This window comes from Alloalcanivorax mobilis (assembly GCF_002864685.1).
In the GTDB taxonomy this organism is placed as follows: Bacteria; Pseudomonadota; Gammaproteobacteria; order Pseudomonadales; family Alcanivoracaceae; genus Alloalcanivorax; species Alloalcanivorax mobilis.
In genome coordinates this window covers 226,064-252,694 of record NZ_NMQZ01000001.1, presented here as the reverse complement: position 1 = coordinate 252,694, position 26,631 = coordinate 226,064, and the positions used below count along the sequence as shown (strand labels likewise).

The window sequence follows — 26,631 nt, the reverse complement described above, 5'->3', positions numbered from 1 at the left end:
CACGCGCAGCGAGACTCCCGAGCCTGGAACCTGACCCGTGCCTACGTCATCACAGACACCGTCCAATAAGCAGCAGCAAGCGGTCATCCGCGCGCAGTGCCAGCACCTCAACTCCGGGTTGAGAGGGATGAATATCCTTGAGGTGATGGCGGTGCTGGTGGTGCTGTGGTCGTATTGGGAAACTCCGGCACCGCGCGCGTTGATGCTGCCCTGGGCGGCGTTGGTGGCGACGCTGGTGTTGCTGCGGGTGATCTGGCTGATGCTGCGCCGCAATCATTTCCAGGACGACGCCCCAGCGCGCCGGCGGTTGTCCGTGGCGATTCTCGCCACCGCGGTGACCATGGGCGCCGGCGGCCTGCTGCTCAACCCGCTGGATTCCATGCTCAGCAGCAGCATGCTGTACGCGCAGTTGACCATGAGCTGCATCGGCATTGGCCTGAGTATCGTTGCGCTGGCCGCCTACAGCAGCCATTTGCCCACCGTGATGCTGTATCAGTTCTGCCTGCTGGCGCCGGTGTGCGTGCAGTTGGGGCTGGCCAACGGCAACGAACCGGCCCTGGTGGCGATGCTGGTGGCCACCGCCGGCTTTCTGCTGGTGGCGGCGCGGCGCATCAACCTGACCACCCACCAGGCCCTGGATCTGCAAACCAGCAACACCGCGCTGATTGATTATCTGGACCGCGCCCGCGCCAACGCCGAGGCCCTTAATGAAAAGCTCGCCGAGGAAATCTGCGAGCGCAAGGAAGCGCGGCGGCGGCTGCAGGAGGCCAACGACCGGCTCGAATCCATGGTCAGCGACCGCACCCACGCGCTGGAGCAGGCCAACCGCGACCTCAGCGCCACCAGCGAACGCCTGCAACTGGCGCTGGACGCCAGCAACATCGGCCTGTGGGACTGGAATCTGAGCACCGGCACCAACTACCACACCAACTTTGATCGGCTGCTCGGCTACGAGAGCGAGTATTTCCGCAATTTCTTCGGCGACTTGCAGCAACTGGTGCACCCGGATGATTTCCCGGCCATTCGCCGCGCCATGCTGTCGCATTTTCGCAGCGAGACGCACCGCTACCACGCCATTTACCGGTTGCGTCACGCCAAGGGGCACTGGTGCTGGATCGAAGACGAGGGCCGCGTGGTGGAATGGAGCGCGGTGGGCCAGGCCACGCGCATGATCGGCACGCGCCGGGACATCACCGCCACCCGCGATGCTCAGGAGCAGCAACGGCTGGCCGCCACCGTGTTCGAGAACGCGCCGGAGGGCATTTTCATTCTCGACCACCATTTCCGCTTCCTGGCGGTGAACGCCCGCTTCGAGCAGATCACCGGCTACCGGGAATCCGAAGTGCTGGGCTTCAAGGTCACCGACAGCGAGCACGCCGAGCGCAGCCGTGACAACTACCGAACCGTGACCCGGGCGTTGCGCCGGCACGGCTTCTGGGAAGGGGAAATCAGCGAGCGACGCCGCAACGGGCAAATGTTCCCGGAGTGGCTTCAGATCAGTTCGGTGCTCGATGAAAAGCAGCGGGTGATTCGCTATGTGGGGATGATCTCCGATCTGACCTCGCGCAAGGAAGCCGAAGAGCGGGTGCAGTTTCTCTCCAACTACGACCGCCTGACCGGGCTGCCCAACCGCACGCTGTTTCGAGAACGGCTGCAGAAGTCGTTAACGGTGGCGCGGGTGAACCGGGAGAAAGCGGCCCTGTTGATGATCGACCTGGATCGCTTCAAACCGATCAACGAAAGCCTTGGCCATGAGATCGGTGACCGTTTGCTGAAACTGGCCGCCGAACGCATCTGCCAAAGCGGCGTCAACGATGAAAACCTGGCCCGGGTGGGCGGCGATGAATTCACCCTGGTGCTGGAATCCTGCGCCAGCGAGACCCAGATCGGCGCGGTCTGTCAGCGCATCATCAACGTGATGAAAAAGCCGTTTCTGATCGACGGTCACGAGCTTCTGCTGGGCGCCAGCATTGGCATCAGCGTGTTCCCGAACACCGCCACCGAGGCGCAGGCCATGATCAATCAGGCCGATCTGGCGGTGCACCAGGCGAAGCGCAGCGGTGGCAACAATTACCAGTTTTACCGCACCGGCATGCAGATGGCCTCGGTGGAACAACTGGCGCTGGAAACCAGCCTGCGCAAGGCGATTTTCAAGAACGAGTTCGTGGTGCACTACCAGCCGAAGATGGACCTGGCCGACAACACCATCTCCGCGGTGGAGGCGCTGGTGCGTTGGCAACACCCGACCATGGGCCTGCTGCCGCCGTCGGAGTTCATTCCCCTGGCCGAGGAGTCCGGCTTGATCTCGGCGATCGGCGAACTGGTTCTGGAGCGCGCCTGCCGCCAGGCGCGGCAGTGGTATCAGCACGGTCTGGGCGATATCCGGGTGTCGGTGAATCTGTCCGCGCACCAGTTCCGCAAGGGCAATCTGGCGGACGTGATCGACCGTATTCTGGAACTCACCGACCTGCCCGCCCGCCTGCTTGAGCTGGAGCTTACCGAAAGCCTGATCATGGAGGATCTGGATCAGAACATCGCCCTGCTGGAGCGGCTCAGGGCCCGTGGGGTGGGGCTTTCCCTGGACGACTTCGGCACCGGCTACTCATCACTGAACTACCTCAAACGCTTCCCGGTGGACACGCTCAAGATCGACCGCTCTTTCATCACCGACCTGGACCACAGCCCCGACGACGCCGCCATCACCAAGGCCATCATCGAGATGGCGCACAGCCTCAACATGAGCGTGGTGGCGGAGGGCGTGGAGACCCACCAGCATCTGGAAATCCTGCGCGACATGGGGTGCGACAGCATTCAAGGCTACCTGATCAGCAAGCCGGTGGCCGAAGACCTGCTGCTGGACCTGCTGCGTCGTCAAAGGCCGTTGATCGGCGCCCCCGGACCGGGACCGGCTTAGAAGGATACAGGATTCAGGATTCAGGATTCAGGATTCAGGATTCAGGATTCAGGATTCAGGATTATCAGTGTGGCGTTAAGCGTTGCGAGCGCAACGGCTTTTTCTTATTTTCTTTCTTTTTTTACCCGGCCGAATGGCCTTTCAGCGCGGGGCACGGCGTGCCTGTTCAGACACCTCTCCCCGCGCCTGTATCCTTCATCCTGCATCGCTCTTTATAACAGAGCCAAGGTTTCGGGCTTGAAGAAGAACGGCTCCAGGTGGCGGCGCAGCCAGGCATCCAGCAGGCCCCGCTCGCGCAGCAGTTCCACCACCGGCGGCGCAAACCGGCGGGCGTCGTCGAGCAGGTCATCACGCTGAATACCGACTTCATCGATCATCTCCACCAGCGTGGTGCGGCCATAGGTCTCGAAGAACGCGCCGATGGCGGTGTCCAGCAGGGTGGCAAAATACTCACTGCGGCGAAACTGTCGCCAGAAATCGTAGCCGATCACGAACAGTTCCTGGATGTCCTCGCTGCTCAACAGTTCACGCAGCTCGGTGACCGGGCGTTCGGAGAATTCCTGCCAGGCCACCAGAATCAGTTCGCGCAACGACGCCACATTGTCGTCACTGTATAACCAGGGGTCGGCCATCAGCGCCCGCACCCGTTCGATCAGCCACTCCTGGAGACGCACCTCCAGACTCGCCCGCCAGCGCGCCGGCATGCGCTGGCCGACCAGACCGCGCACGCTCTCGGGAATGCCCTGATGCAGCCAGGTTTTCACACCCAGCTGGGCGCCGCCGGCGAGCAGCGCCAGGAGCACCGGGTTACGGCTCAGCCAGCCGATGCCGCGCCGTGACAGGGGAATTTCCAGAATCTTATCGAGCAGGGCGGTGATGGTGGCTTCATCGACCACCTCGCCAATGCTGCGCTGCTCCTGAATGCCGTGATGGTAAAGCCGCTCCACCAGATCGCCGACCAGCTCGGGAATGCCACCGCCCAGCTCCATCTGCACCGCGTATTTACGCACCGTGGTATTGATCTGTTCGGCGCTCACCACCTCGTCCAGACGCACCGTGGCGGCCTGCGCCAACAGGGCATCCAGCTCCTGCTCCAGCCAGGCGTCCAGGTGCGCCGGCGCCAGCTGCTCCTGGAAGTGCGCCACCAGGGCGTCGAGTAAACGACTTGCCTTTTTGTGTTTATCGTCTGTCACTGCTGCCAACCCCTTCTAGAAAAACCACTTGCCGTATGTTTGACCAAAGGTATCATTGAGTAATGTAACAATCATTAGAGGTACGTGATCATGGCCATCAATATACTGCCGACACGCCGCAATCTGCACTTCAATCTGGACGCCGCCAAGGCCCTCGACTGGCACCGCGATGGCCGCAATGTGAGCCAGTTTCTCAATACGCTGAGCCTGTTTTTCCCGGTGGGCGAACGCTTCTTTATCGACAGCGTGCGCCACTACCGTGACCGGGTCCAGGACCCGGATCTGAAAAAAGCGGTGGCCGCCTTTATCGGTCAGGAAGCCATGCACGGCCGCGAGCACGAAGAGTATAACGAGCACGTGGCCCGGGCCGGCGTGCCGATTGACGCCCAGGAAAGGTCGGTGGCGGCGCTACTGAAACAGATCCAGAAACGCACCCCCGCCGCTTTCCAACTGGCCGGTACCGTGGCCCTTGAGCACCTCACCGCGATCCTCGCCGACGGGCTGCTCAGCCTGCCGGAAATTCTCGACGGCGCCGATGAAGGTTACCAGGCCCTGTGGAACTGGCATGCCCTGGAAGAGACCGAACACAAGGCGGTGGCGTTCGATGTTTACCGACAGGTGGTGGGCTCCGATGACCAGCCCGGCGCCTACGCGCTGCGCAGCTTTTCGCTGGTGCTTTCCACGTCGGTGTTCTTCGCCCTGTTCGTGCCTTTCTACCTGAACAACGTACGCGTTAGTGGCGGCCTGTTCGATGGCAAATCCTGGCGCGCCGTGATGCGCCACAGCCTGGGCAAACGCGGCATTTTCCGTTATAGCGCGCGCGCCTGGCTGGACTGGTTCAAACCCGGTTTTCACCCGTGGGACCACGACAACCGTGAGTTCCTGGAGCAATTCGACACCCTGGTGGCCCCCGCCCTGCAGCGCGACGCCGCCTGATACCTGCCCTGCGCCTGAACGCATCCTTCGGCCGGCTTATGCCGGCCTTTTTTATGGTTCTTCGCGCTTTAGCGGGAAGCGACTTTCCTGGATCGTGATTGGGTGGGCAGCTTGATTGGGGACGCGGGACAAGGGCGGTGCCTTCCGGGACCGCTCGAGCCATCCCTGGCCGCTGTTTGTTTGGCCATCCCTGGCCAAACAGCTCTCTCCAGGCACCGCCCTTGTCCCGCTCACTGAGCAGCGTCACCGCCACGGGTCCATAGCACCGCCAGGACCGTGACGGCCCGGTCGTGCCGCTCTGGAGGGCCCTCCCCCTTGTTGTGTCGCCGAGGCGTGGGAAATTGATAGGGTCAGTTGGCCAGGGACGGCCAACTGAGGCGGCGGACGACAGGATGTCGTCTCGTCGCCGACCCGGCCACCAATTTCCCGCGACTCGGGAACCCGAAGGGCGACACAACGGGGTGTCCTTCTTTGCCTACTTTCTTGGACAAGCAAGAAAGTAGGACGCCCAACAGGGCGTCAGCGGCGATGGGAAATGGATCGGCATTGAGTCAATTCCCGCTATTCCGCGATGAACCTTTTTTATGCTGCCCGGATTAACCTCGGGTCGCGCCCACATCGGCGGCTCCGCCCGGCCCTGGCTGTTTAAGCGCGGCGGTGAATGTGATTCGCCCTGACACAACTTCGCCCTGACACAACAAAGGCGCCCTGAGGCGCCTTTGTTGGCGGTTGCGCGGGCGGCCCGAAACGCCGCCCGCCGGCCACGACTCAGGCTTTACCGTCACCGTCGCCGTTCTGAGTGTCCACCACGCGGTGCTCATCGCCGAGCACGCGGATGTTGGCCGGCGGCGCCTTGCCGTCCCGGTCCTCGCCAAAGTACAGCGTGGTGTGCGGGAACGGAATCTCAATGCCTGCTTTATCGAAGTAGATCTTGACCAGCCGGTTGTAGGCACGCCCCACCGCCCATTGATTGCCTGGGGTAGTCTTGATCACCACCCGGATATTCACCGAGCTGTCCGCCAGAGCGGTTACCCCGGCCACCGTCATCGGTGCCAGGATATTGTCCTTATGCGGCCCTTCCTTGAGTTCTTCGAAGGCGGCTTCCAGTTGAACGATGGCATCGTCGATGCTCTCGCGATAACCAATGCCGTACTCACCCACATGATTGCCGTACTCGCGGGTGAAGTTGGACACCGCGTCCACCGAAGAGAACGGAATAATATGGAAGGTACCGTACAAATCACGCAGGGAAACCGAGCGGATGCCGACCCGTTCCACGGTGCCCGAATTGCCCCCGGCGCTGACGAAATCGCCGGTGTTCATGGCATTCTCAAGCTGAATAAAGACACCGGTAATAACGTCCTGCACCAGCTTCTGCGCGCCAAAGCCGACCGCCAGACCCAGCACCCCGGCACCGGCGATCAGCGGTCCGATGTTAATGCCGATCTCGGAGAGCACGATCATCACGGTCATGATGATGATGGTGATCGCCAGCGTGGTATGGAACAGCCCCAACAGCGTTTCGGCGCGCGCCGCCGCCGCCGGGCTGGTGTTCTCCCGTGGGCTCAGGCGCTGCTCGATCAGGCTCGCCAGACCAATCCAGATGGCCCCGGCGACAATCAGGATCAGCAGAATGTGCAGCAGCACGGCCACCGCGTGGGCGCCGGCTTCGGTGGCGTACCAGGCGGCCAGGTCATAGACCTGCCAGGCATCCAGGGACAACAGCACCACCAGAATCAGAATCAGGGCGCGGATCACCTTAAGCGCCGTGGGCACGTACAGATTTACCCGGGTTTGCAGCCTCGGCATGCTGGTGTTGAGCCGCTCCGAGAGCACGATTTCCTTGCCGATCAACTGGCCGAGCACCACCGCCACCAACATCCCGACGCCGGCATAGATCAGGGTTTTAAGCGTGGCCAGGGCGACGAACGGCAAGGCCGTATCCGGGTTGATCACGGTGACCCCGAACACGATCAGCGCGTAAACCAGCGCCAGCAGATGCCAGGTGCGCCCCAGCAAACGCAGCAACAGCCGCCCCGGGCCGCTGGCCTGTTCGGCCTTGGCGAACAGCGCGTGGCGCACCACGGCACGCTTGCGGATCACCACGACCGCCGCGTACAGCAGCGCCACCAGCATGATCAGGGTGCCGACACTGGCGCCCAGCGCGGGGGAAAGATTGAAGTTGATGATCGGCACCAGCACCAGCATGCCGTAGCCGATCCAACCCGCCAGGTTGGCCAGAAAACGGTTCACATAATGGGCCTGGTCGGCCTGCACCGGCATCAGCCGCAGGCTGTCGTAGCGGGCGGCGAACACCATGCGCAGCGCCGCCTTGACCAGCTCGACGATCAAAAAGGCATTCAGAAACAGGGAGAATCGCGTTTCCATGGTGCCCGATTCGCCAATCATAAAAGTGGCGATCAGCCCGCCGGCGGTGTACGCCAGCGCCACCACAATCAGGTCCACCACCGCGGCCACCAGCACGCCAAGCAGGGTGCGCAGCATGGCCATTTTTTCCGAGCCGTGGGCGCACCACCGGCTCAGCCCTCGGAATATCGGTGCGGCAACGGCGCGCAGCACAAAGAACACCACGAAGGTGCCAACAATGACGATGGCGAGATGAATCGCCGCGCGCGTCACCGCGGCGCTGTCGATGCGCGGCCCGGCATCACTCACCTGATCGGCGCCGGTCAGCCCGGCCACGGCGGTCAGCAGGGCGTCCACATTGTTGCCCATGTTGCTGGCCACGTTGGCGGTGGCCTCGGCAAGCCGGCGCGCGAACGAGACCTGCTCGGCGCTCTGGCCACTGGGCGCTTCGGCGGCGATGGTTTCTGGCGGCACTTCACCTTGCACGCCCAGGGGTTCGCTGGCGGCATCGCCGCCGCGCGCGGCTTGCAGTGCCCGCAGCTCATCAATCAGGGCCTGACGGCTGCCTTCGTTTTCGAGAATGTCCGCCAGGGCCGCATAGCCCGGCGCTTCGGCAGTCCCGCCGTGGGCGGCTTGCGGCTGCGCCTGCGCACTGGCCAATGGCGCATGCAGCAGCACCAGCAAGGTGAGCAAGCCCAGCAGGCCCGTCTTAATGACACGAAGTGTAGGCACTCTTACAACCCTCCCTAGGAGTGAAACCTGTTTCTTTCAGCGACGCTGCCGCTCTGACAACAGCGCAAAAAACCCTAACCGGCTCGGCGGCACTAACGAGTGAAGGCTACGCCAAGACGATCCGTTTTTCATTTTCAGCGGATAAAAAGCAAAACCCCGCAGAGCTTGTCGCGATCCGGTGGCGAACCCAAGGCGTGAAAATTAAAATCTTGTAATCACTGCCCTGCTTCCCGGCGCCCCGGGCGATTGGCCGCAAGGGCCAGGGCGGGGGTTTCCGGGACCAATGGCGCCCTTTGACTATTACATCGGTTGATGTAAATGTTAACAGCCCGCATCGGCCCGTGCCGTCAGGCCGGCCGGGCTCACCGGCTAATGGCCCGGCCAGCCAAAACACCGACAATGGCACTGCCCGCTGTCCCCGGCTGGCTTGCTCTTCATTGCCTATATTGCCTATATTGCCTATCAAGGAGGCTGCCTGATGGAGCCCTGGCAACACCGCACCGTGACCCGCGACGGCGTCAATATCGCCACTCGTCGCCGCGGCGACCCGCAACGCCCCACGGTCCTGTTCGTGCACGGCTATCCGGACAACAGCGAAGTCTGGGACGCGGTCACCGAGGCGTTGGGCGATCAGGATTACCACCTGGTGACCTACGATGTGCGCGGCGCCGGCGCGTCCTCCGCCCCCGCCGGGCTGGCCGCCTACAAACTGGCGCAATTGCGCGATGACCTGTTCGCGGTGATCGACTCGGTGAGCCCCGGCCGGCCGGTGCATCTGGTGGCCCACGACTGGGGCTCGATACAAAGCTGGGAGGCGGTCACCGAAGCCGGCGCCGAGCGCCGCATCGCCTCTTACACCAGCCTGTCCGGGCCCTGCCTGGACCATGTTGGCGCAAACCTGCGCGAGACCGGCGCCGGCGATCTGGCCGGCAGCCTCGGTCAGCTTGCCAAAAGCTGGTACATCGGCGCCTTCCATGTGCCGGGGCTGGCGCCGATGGCCTGGAAGCTGGGCCTCGGCGACGCCTGGCCGGCCCTGCTGCGGCGCACCGAGCGGATCAGCGCGCCGGTCAACCCCACCCAGACCCGCGACGGCACCCAGGGCATCGCGCTTTACCGGGCCAACATGCTGCCGTGCCTGCGCCATCCCCGCGAGCGCCACACCACCATCCCGGTGCAGTTGCTGGTCGCCCGCCGCGACCGCTATGTGGGCCCGGCCCTGGCGGATCTGGCCAGCCGCTGGTGTGGCGCGCTGTGGCGCCGTGAATTGAACACCGGCCATTGGGGCCCGCTGCTCAGCCACCCGGCGCTGACCGCGCGCTATCTGCGCGAGTTCATTGATCATCTGGAGGGCGCGCCGGCGAACCCGGCATTGCGCCGCGCCCGGGTCACCCGCGATCAAAAAGAGCACAGCGGCAAGCTGGTGGTGATCACCGGCTCCGGCTCCGGCATCGGCCGGGAAACGGCGCTGGCGTTCGGCGAGCGTGGTGCCACCGTGTTGTGCACCGACATCGACACCGACGCCGCCGAGCGCACCGCCGAGCTGATCCGTGTTACCGGCGGCAACGCCCTGAGCCGCAAGGCCGACGTCGGCAATGCCCGTTCCATGGAAGCGCTGGCCCGCTACGTGGACAAACACCTGGGCGCGCCGGACGTGCTGGTCAATAACGCCGGCATTGGCCTGGCCGGCCCGCTGCTGGAAACCAGCGTGGCGGACTGGAAACAGGTGCTGGATGTGAATCTGTGGGGCGTGATCCACGGTTGCCGGCTGTTCGGCAAGCAGATGATTGAGCAGGCAAAGGGCGGGCATATCGTCAACGTGTCCTCGGCCTCCGCCTATCTGCCCTCGCGGGTGCTGCCCGCCTATGCCACCAGCAAATCGGCGGTGTTGATGCTCACCGAATGCCTGCGCGCGGAACTGGCCGACCAGGGCATCGGCGTGTCCGCCATTTGCCCGGGCATTATCGACACGCCCATCACCGGCCGCACCCGCTTTGTCGGCGTCGACGATCAGGAACAGGGCCGGCGCCGCGACGCCGCCCGGCGCTTCTATCAGCGCCGTGGCTTTACCCCGGACCGGGTCGCCGAGGCCATCGTCGCGGCGGTGCGCGATAACCGCGCCGAAGTGCCGGTGAGCGTGGAAGCCACCGGTATGCGCCTGGTGGGCCGGCTGGCACCGACCCTGGCGCGGCGGCTGGCGCGCCTGGAAATGAACCTGTAACACCCACTGTCAGGGGGGCGTAACGCGCTCCCTGGCGCCCCGAGGGCAACCGCTTTATCATCGCCTCATGAGCTCATCACGCAAAACACCCGCTGCCATCCTCCGCACTCTGCGCCAGACTTCCCCGAAACCCGGGGCCGGCGCGCCCAACCTGGAAAAGCGCGAGGAATTCACCATCGATGAACTGGCCCGCGAGGCCGGTTCCACGGTGCGTAACGTGCGTGCCTACCAGGATCGCGGCCTGTTGCCGCCCCCAGAGAAGCGCGGTCGCACCGGCATTTATACCGACGTGCACCTGGCTCGCCTGAAGATCATCGGCGCGCTGCTCGAGCGGGGCTACACGCTCAATAACATCCGCGACCTGCTCAACGCCTGGGAAGAGGGCCGCGATCTCAATGATGTGCTGGGCCTGGAAGTGGCGGTGACCTCCTGGCGCAATCCGGAAGTGCCTTCCTATCTGGATTATCAGAATCTGCTTGAGGACTTCGGCGACAACATTACCCCGGAAGTGATGACCAAGGCGGTCAGCCTGGGTTACATCATTCCCGAGGGCATGCGCCTGCGCGTGCCCTACCCGCGCATCTACAACGCCGGCAAGGAGCTGGTGGAAGCGGGCGTGCCGCTGGACGCGGTGCTCACCCATGTGCGCCTGGTGCGCCAGGAAGTGGACAAGCTCGCCGAGCGCTTCATCAGCATGATCGCCCAGCACATCATCGACGAGAAATACGGCGAGAACAGCCTGCCCGAAGGCGAGGACGTACCCCGCCTGGCGGAATTCATCACCCGCATCCGCCCGCTCGCCGAAGCGGTGGTCAACGACGAACTGGGCCGGGTGCTGGAAACCAGCATCAACAAGATTCTCGTCGACCGCCTGGAAAACGTGCTCGCCCATCTGGAGAAGCATCACTAGGCGGATTCAAGCTTCAAGCTTCAAGCTTATCAAGGTGGCGTTGGGCGTTGTGAGCGCAACGGCTTTTTTCTTATCTTCTTTCTTTTTTCTGCTCGCCAAATGACCTTTCAGCGCGGGCACGGCACACCCTCTCCCCGCGCCTGTGCCCTTCATCGTCATTCCCCGATCCACCCGGAACCACAGCAGCGGTATTCCACGCCAACAGAATCATTGACGCGAACGGCGTAGACAAAGGGTCCCAGAGCAACCTATTACGGCGCGTTTCGTTTCGCTGCATTTTTGTGTCGGCGTCTCCCGGCGCCGGAACCGTCGTGCCATTCTGGCACGTCTGTACCGATGTATAGCCATGGACGGCGGCCACCAAAAACAACAAAGACATTGCCGGAGGCCCCATGAGCCGCAGGTTGACCGTACCCGTATTGATGCTTGCCGCGTTGCTGACCGCCTGTGGAGGCGGTGGCGGCGGCGGTTCCGCCAGCACCCCGACCCCCAACGAGCCCAATCCGGGCACGCCGCCCCCCGAGGGCCCGAGCACACCAGAAGCCCGGCCCAGCCAGGTCTCCGCGCCCTACGCCGATTACGGCCGTGTGTTCAATATTCTGCCCCCGGGTCAGGACGACAACGGTGGCCTGGCCAACCTGACCGCCGATGTCCCCGGGCTCGGCGACCTGATCAGTACCCTGCTTGATGATCTGGTCGCCGAGACTGGCCTGGTGCCGGCACTCAGCAAAGAGCCGCATTTCGATGACCAATTGGCACTCTACGACGCGCTCTCTTCAAGCCCGCCGGGGCTCAGCGACGACCAGATCGTCGATTACTTCAAGCGCGCGCCGATCAGCGCGCCGGACGCCGGCAACTGGGAGAGCGAACAGGTGGTGGAAGAGGGGCCGATCAAGGTATCGATCAAACGCGATGCCTACGGCGTGCCTCACATCTTCGGCGACACCCGCGCCGACGCGCTGTTCGGCACCGGCTATGTGACCGCCGCCGATCGCCTGTTCCTGCTCGACGTGCTGCGCCGCGCCGGGCGCGGCGAGCTGTCCCGTTTTCTCGGCCCGGCGGATTTTTCCTTTGACCGCGACATCGCCCTGGACGCGCCCTACCGGGAGCAGGACCGCACCGCGCAAATCGCCAACGCGGTGGCGCGCTTCGGCGACGATGGCGCCCAGATTTACACCGATTCCACCCATTTCGTGGATGGCCTCAATCGCTATGTGAGCGATGTGCAAAGCGGTCTGCTCAAAGCACCGATCGAATACCTGGGCCTGGGGGTGCAACTGGAACCGTTCGTGATCGAGGATGTGGTCGCCATCGCCACCCTGATCCAGGGCATCTTCGCCGGCGGCGGCGGCGACGAGCAGAACAACGTGCTGCTGCTGCAAACGCTGCGCGAGCAAACCGGCTCCGATCAGGCCGCCTGCGACCTGTGGCGCGATCTGCGCCACGCCACCGACGCCGATTCCACGGTCACCACCGAGCTGTCGTTCGCCACCCAGTCACCACCGGCCATCGACGAAGCGCTGTGTCCGCTGTCCGGCGAGCTGGCCGGACGTTTCCCCGGCGCGGTGCTGTTCGACGCCGGCACCTATCAGGCCTATCAGCCGCTTACCGTGGAACCGTGCGGCCGGCCCGGGCAGACCACCTGCCCCACGGCCATTGGCAATTTGCCCGCCCTGCCGGGCACCGGCGTGGTCGGCGGCCTGCTCGACGCCGTCGGTGATTTGCTCGGCGGCCTGCTGTCGCTGGCCTCCAGCGACAGCGCGCCGGACCTGGCCAGCCGCTGGGCGCGGGTGGAAATCGAAACGCATCGGTTGTGGCGCCACTGGCGCGCGCCGGCGCCCGAGGCGGCACCGTCCCGGACCACATTGAGCGATGCCCAGCGGCTGGCCTTGCGCGCCAAGGTCGGCAATCTGGTGGCCGGCCTGGACGGGCTGCGTGACGGCTTCCCGAATGCCATTTCCAACGCTCTGCTGCTCAGTGGCGAGCACACCGCCAGCGGTCGTCCGATGGCGGTGTTTGGCCCGCAAACCAGCTACTTCGTGCCACAACTGCTGCTGGAAATGTCGGTCAACGGCGGCGACATCCACACCCGGGGCATGACCTTCACCGGCCTGCCCTATGTGGTGATCGGCCGCGGCCCGGACTTTGCCTGGAGCGCCACCTCTGGCAGTTCCGATCTCGCCGACGTGCGCGTGGTGCGGCTGTGCAACGGCGGTGACGGCTACCAGTTGGCCGGTGCCTGCAAACCGTTCGACGTGATCGAGGACCAGTGGCCGGCACGCTGGAACGTGGCGGTGCCCACCGACGACCCGGCGGCCATCGGCCAGAACTTCGCCGTGCATCGCCGCGCTCTGCGCACCGCCGAATACGGCCCGGTGATCGGCTACGCCGCCGTGAACGGCCAGCCGGTGGCGCTGACCCGCCAGCGCAGCACCTATTTCGCGGAGCTGGACACCGCGCTGCCGTTCCTGCTCGCCACCCGCAACGACGTTCACGACGTTCAGAGCTTCTACGACGTGTTCAATTACACCACCGGCAGCTTCAACTGGTTCTACATCGATGACCGCGACGTCGCCTACTTCCACGCCGGGCTCTACCCGCAACGGGCCGAAGGCGTGCACCCGGAACTGCCCAGTTGGGGCAATGGCCAGTACGACTGGCAGGGCTTTATCGGCCAGGACGCCCACCCCCACGAAGCCAATCCGCCGCGTGGCTACCTGGCCAGTTGGAACAACCGCCCGGCGCGAGACTGGTGGGCCGCCGACGGCAACGCCAGCTTCGGCCCGGTGCACCGCAACGACATGCTTGAGGTACGGCTGCGCGATCTGGTGGATCAGGGCGGCGTGACGCTGGCCAATCTGGTCGAGGCCATGGGCGACGCCGCCACCGTGGATCTGCGCGGTCAGGAAGTGCTGCCACGCGCCCTGGACCTGCTGGAAAGCGCGTCGCTGACCGCCGACCAAGGCAGCGCCGTGACCCTGCTGCGCGACTGGATCGACAATCAGGCACAACGCCGCGACCGCGACGCCAACGATGATTACGACGACGAGGCGGCCGTGGCGCTGATGGACGCCTGGTACCCACGCATGATCGAGACGCTGTTGCCCCAGCTCACCGCCGTGGAAGACGACGACAGCCAGGGCTTCGTGCTGATGGAGCGTGATAACCAGCCCGGCGAGATGGGCTCGGCCTATCAGAAAGGCTATTACGGCTACCTGCAGAGGGTGCTCGACCAGGCGCTGGGCGCCAGCGAACACCCTTACCAGCGGCTGCGCTGCGCCGACAGCGACACGGCCGAAGCCTGTCGGACGGCCCTCGCCACCAGCCTGGACCAAGCGCTGGAAGACCTGGGCGGCCTCGCCAGCCAAAACAGTTGGAACGTGGACGAACAAGCCGACGCCATCCAACACCGCGCCATCGGCCTTTCCAGCGTGCCCGCCATTCACTGGCAGAACCGCCCCACCTTCCAGCAGGTGGTGGAATTCACCAACCACCGCTGACCGGCCCTCCTTTCACAGCGAGCGGTTCCAACATCGATTTGCGCCGTGCCACAATCGACGTTGGACCGCTCCTTCGGCGGGCAACAGGACAACGACATGCGCTGGATGATTTACGGTGCCAATGGCTACACCGGTGAGTTGATCGCCCGGGCCGCCCGTGGCCAGGGCCTCAAACCGGTACTGGCCGGGCGGCGCGAGGCCGGGGTGGCGCCGCTGGCGGAACAAGAAGGTCTGGAATACCGGGTGTTTGGCCTGGATGACGTGGCGCTGGTGGCGGACGAACTGGCCGACATTGATCTGGTGATCCATTGCGCCGGCCCGTTCTCGGCCACCAGCGCGCCGATGCTGGAAGCCTGCCTGCGCGCCGGCACCCACTATCTGGACATCACCGGTGAAGTGGCGGTGTTCGAGCATCTGTTCGCCCAGGCTGAGCGAATTCGCGCGGCGGGCATCGTGGCTTGTCCGGGCGTGGGCATGGACGTGATCCCCACCGATTGCGTGGCCGCGAAGCTCAAGGAGGAACTGCCAGACGCCACCCACCTTTCGCTGGGCTTTTCGACCCGTTCCGGGCTGTCGCCGGGCACCGCCAAATCCACCGTCGAGGGCCTGGCTCAGGGCGGGCGCGCCCGCATTCGCGGCGAGCTGTGCGAGGTACCTTTGGCCTGGAAGGTGCGGCGGCTGGATTTCGGCGATGGCCCGCGCTGGGCGATGACCATCCCCTGGGGCGACGTCAGCACCGCCTGGCACACCACCGGCATCGCCAACATCCAGGTGTACATCCCCTCCCCTCGCTGGTTTATCTGGGCCGCCAAGGCCGGCAACCTGACTCGCCCGCTGCTGGGCCGGCGCTCGATTCAGGATTTTCTGAAAGCCCAGGTGGAGCGCCGCGTCAGCGGTCCGGACGAAGCCACCCGGGAGCGCCAGCCCACCTATATATGGGGCGAAGCCCGCAACGGCGCCGGCCAGCAGCGGGTGGTGCGCATCCGCACCGCCAACGGCTATTCCCTGACCGTGCACGGCGCCCTGGCGGTGCGCCGTCATATCGAAGAACACTCGCCGGCGCCGGGCTGCTACACTCCAGCTCGACTTTGTGGTCTGGAACTGGTGGAACAATTGTCAGGTTCCGGACGTTTCGAAGTAAGCGAGCGCTAACACACACTTCCTCTTGATAAGTGTGGCTTATAGTATCCGATCATTCTTATGCATTTGTTTAATCACAAGGCCGACGTTAGCGTGTCGGTTTCGTAAATCTGCTTCAATCATTTCGGGAGAGTATCCATGCGCGCCATTCTGTGTAAGGAACTGGGGCCGGCGGACAAGCTGGTGATCGAAGACGTACCGTCTCCGCAGGTCAGCGGCGACGGGGTCAAGGTGAAGGTGAAAGCGGCCGGCCTGAACTTCCCCGACACCCTGATTATCCAGGGCAAGTACCAGATCAAACCGGAGTTGCCGTTTTCTCCGGGCGGCGAAATGGCCGGTGAGATCATGGAAGTAGGCCCCGAAGTGAAGCACCTGAAGCCCGGCCAGCGGGTAATGGGCTTGACCGGCTACGGTTCTTTCGCCGAAGAAATGGTGGTCTCCGCGAACCGGGTGATTCCAGTACCGGACGGCATGAAGGATGAAACCGCCGCCGCCTTCAGCATGGTCTACGGCACCAGCTACCACGCCCTTAAACAGCGCGCCAACATTCAGCCCGGCGAGACGCTGCTGGTGCTGGGCGCCAGCGGCGGCGTCGGTCTGGCCGCGGTGGAGCTGGGCAAAGCGATGGGGGCCGTGGTGATCGCCGCCGCCAGCACCGACGACAAACTGCAGGTGGCCAAGGAAGCCGGCGCCGACGACCTGATCAACTACACCGATGAAGACCTCAAGGACGCGCTGAAAAGCCGTTACCCCCAGGGCATCGATGTGATCTACGACCCGGTGGGCGATCGCTTCACCGAGCCGGCTTTGCGCAACATGGCCTGGAATGGTCGCTTCCTGATCGTCGGCTTCGCCGCCGGCGAGATCCCCAAGATTCCCGCCAACCTGACCCTGCTCAAGGGCTGCAGCGTGGTCGGTGTGTTCTGGGGCGCGTTCACCGCCAAGGAACCCAAGGAACACCTGCAAAACGTGAAAGAACTGATGCAGCTGTTCAGCGACGGTAAGATTAATCCGCGCGTCAGCGAGGTGTTCCCCTTCGAGCAATACGAAGACGCCCTCGCCGCGCTCTCCTCACGCCGCGCCAAAGGCAAGGTGGTGTTGAAGGTCAGCGACTGAACCGGCTGGCCCAAAGTTGAAGGTTGAAGGTTAAAAGTTGAAACGCGGGCATGGCGCCTCCGCTCTGCAAAGGCCGTGCCCGCGCCCTTTCAACGTTTAACTTTTAACTTTTAACTCCCCCACTCTGATCCACCATCTTCCCAGCCGCGCCCTCTTGCAAAGCGGTGCGCAGGTCGTCGGGCACGCGGGTTTTCTCGAACGGCTCGGTGGTCATCATCACGTACACCGCTTCCGCCCGGCACAGGTTCTCGCCGCTGCTGGCGTTGACGATCTGGTGCTCCAGGCTGAACGAGGTGTTGCCCAGGTGCAGGGTGCGCACACGCACCTCCAGGATGTCATCAAAACGCGCCGAGGCCTGCCATTCCAGTGTCAACTTGACCACCTGATTGTCCAGCCCGCGCTCCAGCAGGGCGGTGTAATCCCGCCCCAGCGAGCGCATGAACTCGGTCATCGCCAGATCCACGTAATCGGCGTAGCGGGCGTTGAACACCACCTGTTGCGCATCGCATTCGCTGTAGCGCACCCGAAGGCGGTAGCGGAACGGTTGATCGGTCATGAAAACTCCTATTCCAGTTGCAAGGGTTTGCCGGCATCGCGCCGCGCCTGCTGCCACTGAGCCAGGGTCGGGGCGGCGTCCTCACCGGACATCACACTGATGATCTCAAAGAAATTCTGCCGGTATTCATCCTTCATCACCTGGTCGCGCGCCTTGATGCGCACGGCGTAGACACTTTGCACATTCTGGTGGTCGAACGCCCGCCAGATCTGTTCGTCCTTGAGCAGGGAGTAACGGTGGCCCTCCAGCGCCTGGCGCACCGCGGCGCTGTCAAAACGGCCGGCCCGTTCCACCGCGTCTTTCCATTGATAAATGATGCTGTACGCGGACGCCGCCGACGTCGACGGCCGGGTGCGATAACGGCTGGAGAACGCCTCCACGAATTGCCGTCCGCGCGGGTAATCAAACTGCAGCGGCACGTTCCAGGTCCACGGCGAAGCGCCGATCACACCGGCCATGATAAAGGGTCCGGCCTGCTCCACCATGCTCAATGTCAGATTCGGCACCACGATCTGCATGCGCTCGGACAACCCCAGTTGCTGGGCGATGCGCATGCCATGCACCATCTGTTCACCAAACAGCACCAACACCAGCACCTTGGCGTCGCTTTGCGCGGCCCGCTTCATGGCCTCCTGGATCTCGTGATACCGGCCGCCGGGAAACGGCACCCGCACACTTTGGTGGCGGTCCGCCTTTTCGGTACCGGTGAAGGCGCGCATCGACGCCTCGGTGGTGTGGCCCCAGGTGTAATCGGCGGTAACGTAAAAGTAGGTCTGATCCCGGTGCTCCTGACGCAGGTAGTCGCCCAGCACCCGCGCCGCCATCCAGGCGCTGTAGCACTCCCGGAACAGGCCCTGGTGGCCATCCTTGCCGGTGGTATCGTTGGAATAGGTGAGCGTACCGAAATAAAGCAGGTCATGCTTGCGGGCCTGCTGGCTGGCGGCAATCGCCACCGCGCTGGAGGAGCCTCCGAACAGCATGGCGGCGCCCTCGGCGGCCAGCGCATCCACATTGGCCCGGGCCCGATCCACCTGGGACGCCGAATCCCGGTCGATCAACCGCAGTGGCCGGTCCAGCACCCCGCCGGCGGCACTGATCTCATCAATGGCCATCAGGGCACCGCGCTTCTGCATCAGGCCCTCTTCCCGATACTCCCCCGAGTGGGGGTAATTCAGCCCCAGCTTCACCGGTACCGCTGCGTGAGCGCCCATGGCAAGCAAGCTGAATATCCCGCACAACACTGGTTTCAGTGACTTGAACATCTGTCGTCCCCCGTTTTTATTATCGTCTCCCTCCTACTAGCACAGTCCCCCGGTAAGGCGTTATTAGCCTTAGGTCAGACGGTCGCCGAGAAAGCGTGACCGGCCGGTATTGAGAAGCGTCATACCGAGGAGTATCCTTTTCGGCCAAATTTAAAACAAAGTTCCATTATAAGGGAGAGCAGCATGACCGCGGTGAGTGAAGCGATGCCCGTTTACGCCCCCCAGGTGGCGGATGAAGCCTTTGTGTCCGTCCCCGAGCGCCTGCGCCACTGGGCGTCCGTTCAGGGCGAACGTCCCGCGGTCCACGACGAGACCGGCATGCTCACCTGGGGTCAACTGGTGGACAACGTGAACCAGGTGGCCAATCGCCTGCGCGCCGCCGGTCTGCGCCGCGGCGACACGGTCGCTGGCCTGTCCGAGAACAGCGCCCGCTACCTGACCCTGTTCCTGGGCACCCTGTCCGCCGGCGGCTGCATGGTACCGCTGTCGGGAATGGCCGCCGGCCCAACCCTGGCGCTGATGGTCAACGACTGCGACGCGCGCTTCCTGTTTGTCTCCGAGAAGCACCGCGAACTGATCACCCCGCTGCTCGGCGATCTCGGCAATGTGGCCCCGGAACAGCGCGTCAGCCTGGATTTCGAAGCCGACGGCTGGACTTCCTTCGCCGACTGGCTGGGCGACGCCTCCAGCGAGGCCCCCGATCACGTCCCGAGCCTGGATGACCCGTTCAATATCATCTACAGCTCCGGCACCACCGGCGTCCCCAAGGGCATTTTGCACGACCATCGTCTGCGCGCCCGCCAGATGGCCCGGGTCGAGGTGCTTGGCTACGATCAGGAGGCGGTGAACCTGATCTCCACACCGCTGTATTCCAATACCACCCTGGTGTCGGTCCTGCCGACCCTGTTCGGCGGCGGCACGCTGGTGACGATGGGCAAGTTCGACTCGCACCGCTGGCTGGAGCTGGCCCAGGAGCACCGGGTCACGCACACCATGCTGGTGCCGGTGCAGTATCAGCGCATCCTCAACGAACCGGACTTCGATTCGTTCGATCTGAGCAGCTTCAAGGTAAAGTTTTCCACCAGCGCGCCGCTGCGCGCCCATATCATCGCCGACGCGATGAAGCGCTGGCCGGGCAACATCATCGAGTTTTACGGCCTCACCGAGGGCGGTGTGACCACCACCCTCAACTGCGCGGAGAATCCCACTAAATGGGCCACCGTGGGCAAAGCCAGCCCGGGCTGCGAGCTGCGCATCATCGGCGAGGACCTCAAGGAACTGCCGGCCGGCGAGATCGGTGAAATCGTTGGCCGCAGCGGCGCCATGATGCGCGGCTACTACAAGCGCGAAGACAAAACCAGCGAGCTGCTGTGGACCAGCGCGGACGGCGAGGTGTTCTACCGTACCGGCGACATGGGCCGCCTCGACGAAGACGGTTTCCTGTCGGTGCTGGATCGCCGCAAGGACATGATCATCTCCGGCGGTTTCAACATCTACGCCGAAGATCTCGAAAAAGTGCTGCTCAAGCACGATGACGTGATCGACGCCGCGGTGATCGCGGTGCCCAGCGAGCAGTGGGGCGAAACCCCGCTCGGCCTGATCGTGCGCCGCCCGGGCGCCGACACCAGCCCGGACACGATCCGCGACTGGGCCAACGCCCAGCTCGGCAAAGGGCAGCGTCTGTCCCAGGTGGAACTGCGCGACGACCTGCCACGCAGCACCATCGGCAAGATTCTCAAACGCGAACTGCGCGACCCGTATTGGAAGGAGCAGGCGCAGACTGAGCGGGAATGAGAGGTTGCGCAACACGCAGCACGCACGCGCTTCGCGCTACACGCCTGCACGCTAAAGTCAAAACCCGGCTCTTCCGGCATTGCGGCTACGCATCTGGACCGGTTATCGCGCACAACCAAGATGGAACGGTTGGCTCTAAGCGTGCAAGCGTGCTGCGTGTAGCGCGAAGCGCGTGCGTGTTGCGCGCCAGCGCATTACGTCAAAGCAAATTCTCAATCGGCAGCAACGAGAACAGCCTCGACGCCAGCCGTCGGGGCACCGAGACCTGGGGTTCGTGACGGTGTAGAAAAGGGCGGTTGTGGTCGCCTCCGCCCCAGCGCAGCGCGCCGTCCTGTTCGATGACCCGGTAGCTGCTTTGCGGCGCCATGCCCTCCTCCACGAACGTGGCCGCTTCGCTGGCGAGTGTTTCGCTGTACAGGTAATAGCCCATCTCGGTATTGAGATTGACCGAGCGCGGGTCCAGGTTGAACGAGCCGACGAACAATTCGTGGCGGTCCAGCACCATTGCTTTGGTGTGCAGGCTGGCCTTTGAGCGGCCGCGCAGCAGTCGGGTCTGGCGGAGCATGGCGCGGGCGTTGGGTTGCAGTTCATGCACTTCCACGCCGGCTTTCAGCAGTCCCGGGCGGTAGCGGGCGTAGGCCGCGTGGGCGGCGATCACGTCGTTGGTGGCCAGGCTGTTGGTAAGCAGCGCCACCCGGCAGCCATGGCGATGCAAGCCGCCCAGCGCCGCCACGAAATCGTCGCCGGGAATAAAGTAACTGGCCTCAATCAGTATTTCGCGCAAGGAGCGGCGCCCGAGCAGGCGGGCCAGTTGATCGCCCATCAGCCGCTGGGGCAGGCCCTTGGCTTTGTCCGGCGGGTCAAACAACAGCGCCGCCGGGGCGCTGATCTGCCGCTGATCCGCCGCCGCCAGGATCGCTTCCAGTCGGCGCGGATCACGCCGGTCCTGATAGGGGAAATGCTCCAGGCCCTCTCGCCAGGCCTCAAGCTGACGCCAGAGCCGCTCCGCGTTGATCGCTGAGCGCGGCCTGAGGCTCTTCAGCTTTACCGTGATATCGCTGTGCCAGTAACTGTCGAAAGCCGCCTGGGTGTCGGCGACGATCGGCCCGCGTGCATACAGGTCCAGATCGCGGAAATTCGACCCCGCGTGCACACCAAAATACTGATCGGAGATGTTGCGCCCACCGACGATGGCGCGCTCGCCATCCACGATCCAGGCTTTGTTGTGCATGCGGTGGTTGAGGCGGGGGGCGTGGTAGAGCCATTGAATAAAGTGCTTGTAACGCCCGCGAAACGGATTGAACAGGCGCACGTCCACGTTTGGATGGGTGTTCAGCGCCGCCCATTTCACGTCCCGGCCCAGTCGGTTGGCATGATCGAGCAGCAGCCGCACGCGCACCCCTCGCCGGGCGGCTTCCAGCACACGGTAGACGAGCAGTTTGCCGACCGTGTCGTCGTCCCAGATGTAGTACTGCAAATCCAGGGTCTTGCGCGCCAGCCGGGCGCTGGCGACGCGCAGCAGAAAGGCTTCGCGGCTGCTGTCCACCAGACAAAAGCGGGAGTGATTCAGCGCCGGGGTACCATTCTTTTCGCTCACAACGGATACGCCCGCGCCGCGCGCGGCCGCCGTGGTGCCCCGTTCTGAACGAAGTGCGGCTGCCGCCGCGCCTTATTACCCACGCTTGAGGCTGTCGCGGATCTCACGCAGCAGAAGAACGTCTTCCGGGGTGGCGGGAGTGGGTGTTTCTTCCACCGGGGCGGCCGCTTCTTCCTTGCGTTTGAGGCGGTTGATGCCGCGCACCAGGAAGAACACCGCCCAGGCCACGATCAGGAAGCTGATCACGTTATTAATGAACATGCCGTAATTCAGCGTGACCGCGCCGGCGGCCTGCGCGTCGGCCAGGGTGGCGTAATCGCCGGCGCCCTTGAGCACCACGAACAGATCGGCGAAGTCCACATCGGAGATCAGCAGGCCGATCGGCGGCATGATGATGTCAGACACCAGGCTTTTGACGATGGTGGTGAAGGCGCCACCGATGATGATCCCCACCGCCATGTCCACCATATTGCCGCGGACCGCGAACTCACGAAATTCCTTGATGATTGCCATCTTTATTCTCCATTGCTCCGGCCCGGGCGAGCCTGCGAAAAACATGTTAGCCCGGATGGCGAAGCGGAGAAACGTCTTCTCGCCATATCCACGCGCGGCGGCGCACAGTGAAGGGGCCCGTCGGCTCATGCGGCCCGCCGATGTAACCCGCCTATGTAACAAACGGGGCCCGGCGGCATCCAACCGGTATCTTGTTGAGGAGACAGGTGATGAAACGTATTTTGGCTGTACTGCTACTGCTGAGCGCCGGACAAGCGTTCGCGGCACAAGCCACCGCTGTGTTCGCCGGCGGCTGCTTCTGGTGTACCGAATCGGATTTCGAAAAGCTCGAGGGCGTGTCCGAGGTGATCAGCGGCTACGCCGGTGGCGACGTCGCCAACCCCACCTACGGACAGGTTTCGGCGGGCGGCACCGGCCACGCCGAGGCGGTGAAGGTAGTCTATGACCCGGCGGTGGTGAGCTATGACAATCTGCTCACCTGGTTCTGGCGCCACGTGGACCCCACCGACGCCAACGGCCAATTCGTTGACCGGGGCAAGCAGTACCGCAGCGAAATCTTCTACCAGAACGACGCTGAGGAGAAACAGGCCGGGGCGTCCAAACAGGCGCTGGCCAACAGCGGTCGTTTCGATAAGCCCATCGTCACTGAAATCGTGCCGCTGAAGGCCTTCTACCCCGCCGAGGAGTACCACCAGAACTACTACAAGAATCACGCGGTGCGCTACAAGTTCTACCGCTTTAACTCCGGCCGCGACCAGTTCCTGGACCAGCACTGGAGCCACCCGGACGAGCGGCCCTGGAAAACCGAGGAAGAAGAGGAAGAAGAAGAGGCGGTGTCATTGGGCGCGCCATGGGAAGGCGCCGACCGCTTTAAACGACCCAGCGACGAGGTGCTCAAAGCGGCGCTGCCCGAGGAAAGCTATGCCGTGGCCCGCGAGGATGACACCGAACCGGCCCACAACAATGCCTACTGGGACAACCAGCGTGAGGGCATCTACGTGGACGTGGTCAGCGGCGAGCCGTTGTTCTCTTCCACGGACCAGTACCATTCCGGTACCGGCTGGCCCAGCTTCACCCGGCCCATCGACGATACCGCCGTGACCCTGCACGACGACAATCTGCTGTGGATGACCCGCACCGAAGTGCGCAGCCGTTACGCGGATTCGCATCTCGGCCATGTGTTCGACGATGGCCCGGAACCCACCGGTAAGCGCTGGTGCATGAACTCCGCGGCCATGCAGTTCATCCCCAAGGAGAAGATGAAAGAGCTGGGCTATGGGGAATACCTGACGTTGTTCAAATAGCAACGCAGCTAGCCGGAGGCAGCGAGTAACTGATCAGCCACCGCATTCAGATCCGCGCCGGTCATGTCCGGTGTCGCCCCACTGGGATTGAGAACCTTGCCGGGCCGTGCCACGAAGGCGGTGCGGCAGCCGGCTCGGGCGGCTCCGGTCAGATCCCAGCCATGGGCCGCGATCATCGTCATTGCCTCCGGTTCCACCGCCAGTTGGCCAGCCACCCACCGATAGGCCGCCACCGCCGGCTTGTAGTTGCGCTTCGTTTGCACCGTGAGCACGCGGTCAAAATAATTCCTGAGGCCGGCGTGGTCCAGTTGCGTCGCCAACGCCTCGTCGGTGCCATTACTGAAAGCAACCAGGCTGAACCCGGCGTTGCGAAGCCGCGCCAACGCAGCGGGCACCTCGGGGTGAGCCGGCAGGTGGGTCAGCGCTTGGATGAGCGCGCCCTGGTCGGCATCACTGACCGGGAAACCGTGAACTCGGCCCAGCGCCACCAGCGCCGCCTTGGCGAGCACACCGAAAGGCTGATAATCACCATTGACGGTGTCCACCAGCCAACTTTCCTTAAGGATCGAAAACCATTCGCCCCTCAAACCGGGCCGATTGCTGAGCCGTTCGAACAACGGGTTCATGGCCGCCATGTCGAGCAGCGTCTCGTTGACGTCGAAAATCAGAGGATCAGGCATAACAGGCTCCCGGGGAGTGGGTTTCTCCGGGAGCATACAGGAACCATGCCGGTATCGGCCCTCGCGGTTATTCCACGGTCACCGATTTGGCCAGGTTACGGGGCTGATCCACGTCGGTGCCGCGCAGCACCGCCACGTGATAGCTGAGCAATTGCAGCGGCACGGTGTAGACGATCGGCGCGATGATCTCCGGCACCGCCGGCATGGTCAGCACATGAATGCCCTCGCCGGCGGTGACCTTGGCTTTCTTGTCGGCGAACAGATAAAGCTCGCCCCCGCGTGCGCGCACTTCCTGGAGATTGGATTTCAGTTTCTCCAAGAGTTCATCGTTGGGGGCCACCGCCACCACCGGCATTTCCTTATCCACCAGCGCCAGCGGGCCGTGCTTGAGCTCGCCGGCCGGATACGCCTCGGCGTGGATGTAGGAGATTTCCTTGAGCTTGAGCGCGCCTTCCATGGCCACCGGGAAATGCACGCCCCGGCCCAGGAACAGAGTGTGGTTTTTTTCCACGAAAGCCCGCGACAATTCGCGGATCGGTGTGTCCAGCGAGGCGGCCTGCTCCAGCAGGTTGGGCAGCTGGCGCAATTCGTCGAGCACCGATTCGATGCGCTCGTCGGTCAACCCTTTGCGGCGGCCCAGCGCCAGCACCAGCATCAACAGGCCGGCGAGCTGGGTGGTGAACGCCTTGGTGGAGGCCACCCCGATTTCCGGGCCGGCCTTGGTCAGGAAGGTCAGCTCCGATTCGCGCACCAGTGAGGAGCCGTCCACGTTGCACACCGCCAGCCGACCCACGTACTCGGAAGTGTGGGTATCGCGCAGCGCGGCCAGGGTGTCGGCGGTTTCGCCGCTTTGCGAAATGGTCACGAACAGGGTGCCTTCCGGCACCACGTGCTGGCGGTAGCGGAATTCACTGGCCACTTCCACCTGACAGGGAATCCCCGCCAGCGCTTCCATCCAGTAACGCGCCACCATGCCAGCGTGATAGCTGGTGCCACAGGCAACGATCTGAACCGATTTTACCCGATCAAAAATCGCTGCCGCTTGTTCGCCGAAGGCCTCACTGACCGCCTGCGGTGAATCGATACGGCCTTCCAAGGTGCGCTGAATCGCCGCCGGCTGCTCGAAGATTTCCTTCTGCATGTAGTGGCGGTACTCGCCCTTCTCCGCGTCCTCATGGGTGCTGTCGAACTGGTGTTCCTTGCGGCTGACCGGCTCGCCGTTGACGTCGGTGACGGTGACCTGATCGGCGCGCACGTCCACCAGGTCGCCTTCATCGAGGAACAGAAAGCGGTTGGTCACCGGCAACAAGGCCAGGTGATCCGAGGCGACGTAGTTCTCATCAATCCCCAGGCCTACCACCAGCGGCGAGCCGCTGCGCACCGCCACCAGATGATCCGGCTCGCTTTCGTGGATCACCGCCAGGGCATAGGCGCCGTGCAGCCGCTTCACCGTGTGCTGCAGAGCGCTGAACAGGTCGCCACGCTTTTCCAGTTCCTGGTGCACCAGATGCACCACCACCTCGGTGTCGGTTTCGGATTCGAACCGGTAGCCGTCCTGCTCCAGCTCTTCTTTGAGCTCCTGGAAGTTCTCGATGATGCCGTTGTGCACCAGCGCCAGGCCGTTGCCGGACATGTGCGGGTGGGCGTTTTCCTCGGAAGGGCGACCGTGGGTGGCCCAGCGGGTATGGGCGATGCCGGTGAAGCCGGTGGCGCCAGCCTCGCGGGCCGCTTGTTCCAGCGCGGCCACCTTGCCCTGGCGGCGCACCCGTTGCAGGCCGTCCTTATTCAACAGCGCCACACCGGCGCTGTCATAGCCACGGTATTCGAGGCGCTTGAGGCCGGTGATCAGAATATTGGACACATTACGATGGGCAACCGCCCCGACAATTCCACACATGG

The 26,631-nt window shown here is 63.7% G+C and carries 18 protein-coding genes; 9 read left to right on the top strand and 9 right to left on the bottom strand.

The genetic code is table 11. The annotated features are described in order from the left end of the window. Positions 1-37: 37 nt before the first annotated feature. Positions 38-2,914, top strand: a complete 2,877-nt coding sequence (locus tag CGS25_RS01160) for a putative bifunctional diguanylate cyclase/phosphodiesterase (RefSeq protein WP_232802189.1) — start codon at positions 38-40, stop codon at positions 2,912-2,914. Between the two features lie 212 nt (positions 2,915-3,126). Here the strand turns inward: CGS25_RS01160 and CGS25_RS01155 are convergent, their stop codons facing one another. Further along, positions 3,127-4,107, bottom strand: a complete 981-nt coding sequence (locus tag CGS25_RS01155) for a hypothetical protein (protein WP_101674282.1) — start codon at positions 4,105-4,107, stop codon at positions 3,127-3,129. A gap of 90 nt (positions 4,108-4,197) precedes the next feature. Between CGS25_RS01155 and CGS25_RS01150 the strand changes: the two genes are divergently transcribed. Further along, entirely contained in the window at positions 4,198-5,043 is an 846-nt protein-coding gene (locus CGS25_RS01150; RefSeq protein ID WP_101674281.1) for a metal-dependent hydrolase, read from the top strand. A gap of 768 nt (positions 5,044-5,811) precedes the next feature. Here CGS25_RS01150 and CGS25_RS01145 read toward each other — a convergent pair. Further along, on the bottom strand, positions 5,812-8,142 hold the full coding sequence (locus CGS25_RS01145; protein ID WP_232802187.1) for a mechanosensitive ion channel domain-containing protein: 2,331 nt from the start codon (positions 8,140-8,142) through the stop codon (positions 5,812-5,814). A 478-nt stretch (positions 8,143-8,620) separates the two neighbouring features. Between CGS25_RS01145 and CGS25_RS01140 the strand changes: the two genes are divergently transcribed. Next, positions 8,621-10,360 (top strand): SDR family oxidoreductase, encoded by a 1,740-nt coding sequence (locus tag CGS25_RS01140; RefSeq protein ID WP_101674280.1) that lies wholly within the window; start codon positions 8,621-8,623, stop codon positions 10,358-10,360. A 67-nt stretch (positions 10,361-10,427) separates the two neighbouring features. After that, positions 10,428-11,270 carry a MerR family transcriptional regulator gene (locus tag CGS25_RS01135; protein ID WP_089033844.1) on the top strand — a complete coding sequence of 281 codons (843 nt, stop codon included), beginning with the start codon at positions 10,428-10,430 and terminating at the stop codon, positions 11,268-11,270. A 6-nt stretch (positions 11,271-11,276) separates the two neighbouring features. Here CGS25_RS01135 and CGS25_RS18925 read toward each other — a convergent pair whose 3' ends face one another. Further along, a complete protein-coding gene (locus CGS25_RS18925) occupies positions 11,277-11,429 on the bottom strand; it encodes a hypothetical protein (protein ID WP_157933758.1) in 153 nt (50 codons plus the stop codon). Between the two features lie 233 nt (positions 11,430-11,662). On the opposite strand from CGS25_RS18925, the gene CGS25_RS01130 reads away from it, so the two are divergent. The 3 genes from CGS25_RS01130 to CGS25_RS01120 all read left to right on the top strand — a co-directional run bounded on the left by CGS25_RS01130 (position 11,663) and on the right by CGS25_RS01120 (position 17,026). Next, entirely contained in the window at positions 11,663-14,770 is a 3,108-nt protein-coding gene (locus CGS25_RS01130; protein ID WP_101674279.1) for a penicillin acylase family protein, read from the top strand. A gap of 96 nt (positions 14,771-14,866) precedes the next feature. After that, on the top strand, positions 14,867-15,922 hold the full coding sequence (locus CGS25_RS01125) for a saccharopine dehydrogenase family protein (protein ID WP_089033846.1): 1,056 nt from the start codon (positions 14,867-14,869) through the stop codon (positions 15,920-15,922). Between the two features lie 126 nt (positions 15,923-16,048). Beyond that, on the top strand, positions 16,049-17,026 hold the full coding sequence (locus tag CGS25_RS01120; RefSeq protein WP_101674278.1) for an NADPH:quinone oxidoreductase family protein: 978 nt from the start codon (positions 16,049-16,051) through the stop codon (positions 17,024-17,026). 103 nt (positions 17,027-17,129) lie between these two features. Here the strand turns inward: CGS25_RS01120 and CGS25_RS01115 are convergent, their stop codons facing one another. Next, positions 17,130-17,582, bottom strand: a complete 453-nt coding sequence (locus CGS25_RS01115) for an acyl-CoA thioesterase (RefSeq protein WP_101674277.1) — start codon at positions 17,580-17,582, stop codon at positions 17,130-17,132. A gap of 8 nt (positions 17,583-17,590) precedes the next feature. Further along, complete coding sequence (locus tag CGS25_RS01110; RefSeq protein WP_232802185.1) at positions 17,591-18,793, bottom strand: ABC transporter substrate-binding protein; 1,203 nt, start codon at positions 18,791-18,793, stop codon at positions 17,591-17,593. 234 nt (positions 18,794-19,027) lie between these two features. Between CGS25_RS01110 and CGS25_RS01105 the strand changes: the two genes are divergently transcribed. Further along, complete coding sequence (locus tag CGS25_RS01105) at positions 19,028-20,638, top strand: class I adenylate-forming enzyme family protein (protein ID WP_101674275.1); 1,611 nt, start codon at positions 19,028-19,030, stop codon at positions 20,636-20,638. Positions 20,639-20,837: 199 nt separating this feature from the next. Here CGS25_RS01105 and CGS25_RS01100 read toward each other — a convergent pair whose 3' ends face one another. After that, positions 20,838-22,235: a phospholipase D family protein gene (locus CGS25_RS01100; RefSeq protein WP_101674274.1), complete on the bottom strand. Its 1,398-nt coding sequence runs from the start codon at positions 22,233-22,235 to the stop codon at positions 20,838-20,840. A 75-nt stretch (positions 22,236-22,310) separates the two neighbouring features. Beyond that, the gene (gene mscL / locus CGS25_RS01095) at positions 22,311-22,748 is read right to left on the bottom strand and encodes a large conductance mechanosensitive channel protein MscL (protein WP_089033852.1); all 438 of its coding nucleotides are present in this window, start codon (positions 22,746-22,748) and stop codon (positions 22,311-22,313) included. A gap of 209 nt (positions 22,749-22,957) precedes the next feature. Between mscL and msrA the strand changes: the two genes are divergently transcribed. Next, on the top strand, positions 22,958-24,052 hold the full coding sequence (gene msrA / locus CGS25_RS01090) for a peptide-methionine (S)-S-oxide reductase MsrA (protein ID WP_101674273.1): 1,095 nt from the start codon (positions 22,958-22,960) through the stop codon (positions 24,050-24,052). A gap of 8 nt (positions 24,053-24,060) precedes the next feature. Here the strand turns inward: msrA and CGS25_RS01085 are convergent, their stop codons facing one another. Beyond that, complete coding sequence (locus tag CGS25_RS01085) at positions 24,061-24,732, bottom strand: haloacid dehalogenase type II (RefSeq protein WP_157933757.1); 672 nt, start codon at positions 24,730-24,732, stop codon at positions 24,061-24,063. Positions 24,733-24,799: 67 nt separating this feature from the next. Then, the gene (gene glmS, locus CGS25_RS01080; RefSeq protein ID WP_101674271.1) at positions 24,800-26,629 is read right to left on the bottom strand and encodes a glutamine--fructose-6-phosphate transaminase (isomerizing); all 1,830 of its coding nucleotides are present in this window, start codon (positions 26,627-26,629) and stop codon (positions 24,800-24,802) included. Positions 26,630-26,631: the final 2 nt, after the last annotated feature.

Bases quoted from the DNA above. Each gene is read 5' to 3' on its own strand.
- CGS25_RS01130 (WP_101674279.1), top strand. From the start codon at position 11,663: ATGAGCCGCAGGTTGACCGTACCCGTATTGATGCTTGCCGCGTTGCTG.
- CGS25_RS01115 (WP_101674277.1), bottom strand. From the start codon at position 17,582: ATGACCGATCAACCGTTCCGCTACCGCCTTCGGGTGCGCTACAGCGAA.
- mscL (WP_089033852.1), bottom strand. From the start codon at position 22,748: ATGGCAATCATCAAGGAATTTCGTGAGTTCGCGGTCCGCGGCAATATG.
- CGS25_RS01150 (WP_101674281.1), top strand. From the start codon at position 4,198: ATGGCCATCAATATACTGCCGACACGCCGCAATCTGCACTTCAATCTG.
- CGS25_RS01105 (WP_101674275.1), top strand. From the start codon at position 19,028: ATGACCGCGGTGAGTGAAGCGATGCCCGTTTACGCCCCCCAGGTGGCG.
- CGS25_RS01120 (WP_101674278.1), top strand. From the start codon at position 16,049: ATGCGCGCCATTCTGTGTAAGGAACTGGGGCCGGCGGACAAGCTGGTG.
- CGS25_RS01140 (WP_101674280.1), top strand. From the start codon at position 8,621: ATGGAGCCCTGGCAACACCGCACCGTGACCCGCGACGGCGTCAATATC.
- CGS25_RS01125 (WP_089033846.1), top strand. From the start codon at position 14,867: ATGCGCTGGATGATTTACGGTGCCAATGGCTACACCGGTGAGTTGATC.
- CGS25_RS01135 (WP_089033844.1), top strand. From the start codon at position 10,428: ATGAGCTCATCACGCAAAACACCCGCTGCCATCCTCCGCACTCTGCGC.
- CGS25_RS18925 (WP_157933758.1), bottom strand. From the start codon at position 11,429: ATGACGATGAAGGGCACAGGCGCGGGGAGAGGGTGTGCCGTGCCCGCG.
- CGS25_RS01085 (WP_157933757.1), bottom strand. From the start codon at position 24,732: ATGCCTGATCCTCTGATTTTCGACGTCAACGAGACGCTGCTCGACATG.
- glmS (WP_101674271.1), bottom strand. From the start codon at position 26,629: ATGTGTGGAATTGTCGGGGCGGTTGCCCATCGTAATGTGTCCAATATT.
- msrA (WP_101674273.1), top strand. From the start codon at position 22,958: ATGAAACGTATTTTGGCTGTACTGCTACTGCTGAGCGCCGGACAAGCG.
- CGS25_RS01110 (WP_232802185.1), bottom strand. From the start codon at position 18,793: ATGGGCGCTCACGCAGCGGTACCGGTGAAGCTGGGGCTGAATTACCCC.